We start from the raw sequence: 900 nt of genomic DNA, 5'->3' as shown, positions 1-900 counted from the left end.
AACTCTGGAGAAAGCACCACATTGACGGCAACAGGCGCTACATCTTATGAGTGGAGTACTGGTGCTACTTCTGCGAGCATTACGGTAACTCCCACAGCAACCAATACCTATACTGTAACAGGAACAACAAAGGGTTGTGAGGCAACGGATACTGTAAAAGTTACGGTCCGTAACTCAGTTGAAGTCGTTGCTGCAGCCGGCGCAGATCAAAATATTTGCCAAGGTTCTAGCACTTCATTGACCGCCAGCGGAGGAGCTACCTACTTATGGAATACTGGAGAAACAACTGCAAGTATCTCGGTAAGTCCAACTGCGACCACAACATATACAGTGACTGCTTATGACAGTACCGGAAAAAATTCGGATACCGATGATGTTAAAGTCACGGTCAACCCATTGCCAACAGTGGATGCTGGAAACAGTGTGACAATCAACTCTGGAGAAAGCACCACATTGACAGCCACAGGAGCTACATCTTATGAATGGAGTACAGGTGCTACTACTGCGAGTATTACGGTAACTCCCACAGCAACCAAGACCTATACTGTAACAGGAACAACAAAGGGTTGTGAGGCAACGGATACTGTAAAAGTTACGGTTCGTAACTCAGTTGAAGTCGTTGCTGCGGCAGGAGCAGATCAAAATATTTGCCAAGGTTCTAGCACCACATTAACCGCCACGGGAGGTTCGACCTATCTTTGGAGTACTGGAGAAACAACAGAAAGCATATCAGTTGCACCAAGCGCAACTACAACCTATACACTTACAGCTTATGACAGTACCGGAACCAATTCTGATACCGATGACGTCAAAGTTACAGTCAATCCATTGCCAACAGTTGATGCTGGAAACAGTGTGACAATCAACTCTGGAGAAAGCACCACATTGACGGCCACAGGC

Annotated in this window: 1 pseudogene; it reads left to right on the top strand. The window is 46.4% G+C overall.

Annotated elements, in window-relative coordinates:
• A pseudogene (locus tag A9996_RS20170) lies at positions 1-900 on the top strand (hypothetical protein); the annotation flags it as partial.

The organism is Gelidibacter algens (genome assembly GCF_001678675.1).
Taxonomy (GTDB): domain Bacteria; phylum Bacteroidota; class Bacteroidia; order Flavobacteriales; family Flavobacteriaceae; genus Gelidibacter; species Gelidibacter algens.
This window is presented reverse-complemented; position numbering and strand designations above follow the sequence as displayed.